At 44.0% G+C, this 1,739-nt stretch carries 1 protein-coding gene; it reads left to right on the top strand.

What is annotated here, in order from left to right:
- Window positions 1–116: 116 nt before the first annotated feature.
- A partial coding sequence (locus CXF78_RS16510; RefSeq protein WP_102037390.1) for a M3 family metallopeptidase occupies window positions 117–1,739 on the top strand: 1,623 nt, incomplete at its 3' end.

Genomic DNA, 1,739 nt, shown 5'->3' with positions numbered 1-1,739 from the left:
GCTTGGTATTGTACTGGGGTTATTACTTTATGTTTTTATTGTCACTATTCAGCCGCACAACACATTTTGAATAGGCATAAAAACACCTAAAAGGGCCAAGACCCAAGGATATTTCAATGCGTAAAACACTTATCACGACTGCAGTTAGTGCTGCACTCATGCTCAGCGCGTGTTCAGAGCAATCAGCAGACACCGCCATGGCAGCCAAAACCACAACAGATGCATCAACAACAATGACCAAAGCGCCTGCAACTGCCGACAACGTACTGTTAACACCAAGCCCTTTACAATACATGGCACCACAGTTCGACAAGTTTAATGCGGGCGACTACTTACCTGCGTTTGAACAAGGTATGCAAGAGCACAAAGCAGAAATCGCTGCCATTACTAACAACACTGAAGCTGCCACGTTTGACAATACCATCGTCGCACTTGAAAAAACCGGCGCGATTTTAGACCGCACTCAACGGGTATTTTTCAACCTTTCAGGGCTTATTTCAGACGACAACTTCATCAGTGTTGAAGAGCAAATTGTGCCTAAACTCACAGCACACCAAGACAACATCTATCTTGATGAAAAACTGTTTGCGCGCATCCAAGCAATTTATAAAAACAAAGCCACATTAACAGGCGAAGACTTACGTTTAGTTGAAGTGTATTACGACCGCTTTGTCCGTGCCGGTGCTGAATTATCAGTCGCTGACAAAACAACAATGCGTGAGTTAAACGGTGAGCTAGCCAAATTTGAAACCAGCTTCTCACAAAACGTATTAAAGTCATTTAATGACGATGTGATCATAATTGAAGATAAAGCCCTGCTTGATGGCTTATCAGACAACGACATTGCATCATTAGCTGCTGCCGCTAAAGCTGCTGGTAAAACGGGTTACATGATCACTTTAGTGAACACCACCACTCAACCATTGCTTTCTAGCCTTAAAAACCGCGATGTACGTAAACAGCTATGGGAAACCTCAGCATATCGCGCCATGGACACCAACGCGCCGTTAAACATCAAAATTGCTCAACTGCGTGCACAAAAAGCCAAACTATTAGGCTACCCAACATGGGCGGCATACTCTCTAGGCGACCAAATGGCCAAAAACCCAGAAGCGGTTTATGGCATTCTTGATGACTTAGCGCCAAAAGCACTGGTTAAAGCCAAAATTGAAGCGGCAGACATTCAAGCCGAAATCGTTAAAGACGGTAAAGACTTTACTTTAGAACCATGGGACTGGGCTTACTACGCAGAAAAAGTACGTAAAGCCAAATATGACCTAGACGACAACCAAGTTAAGCCATACTTTGAAATGAACACAGTGCTTAACGACGGATTGTTTTTCGCAATGGAAAAGCTGTACGGCATTACAGTTAAACCACGTAACGACCTTCCTGTGTGGCACAAAGACGTCACAGGCTATGAAATCTTTAACAAAGACGGCAGCTCAATTGGTTTATTCTATCTCGATATGTACGCACGCCCTGGTAAGCGTGGTGGCGCATGGATGGATGAGTTCGTTAGCCAGTCATTCTTAAAAAATACAAAACCAGTGGTATACAACGCACTTAACGTGCCAAAACCTGCTGAAGGTCAACCAACACTGCTAACCTTTGACGAAGTGAGCACGTTATTCCACGAGTTTGGCCATGCCATTCACGGTTTATATTCACAAGTTAACTACCCAAGCCTAGCCGGTACTTTAACAGCACGTGACTTTGTTGAGTTTCCATCACAAGCT

Origin of the sequence: Shewanella sp. 11B5, assembly GCF_002836795.1 — a bacterium.
Classification (GTDB): domain Bacteria; phylum Pseudomonadota; class Gammaproteobacteria; order Enterobacterales; family Shewanellaceae; genus Shewanella; species Shewanella frigidimarina.
The sequence above is the reverse complement of the archived record's forward strand: the minus strand, read 5'-3'. Positions and strand labels throughout refer to the sequence as shown.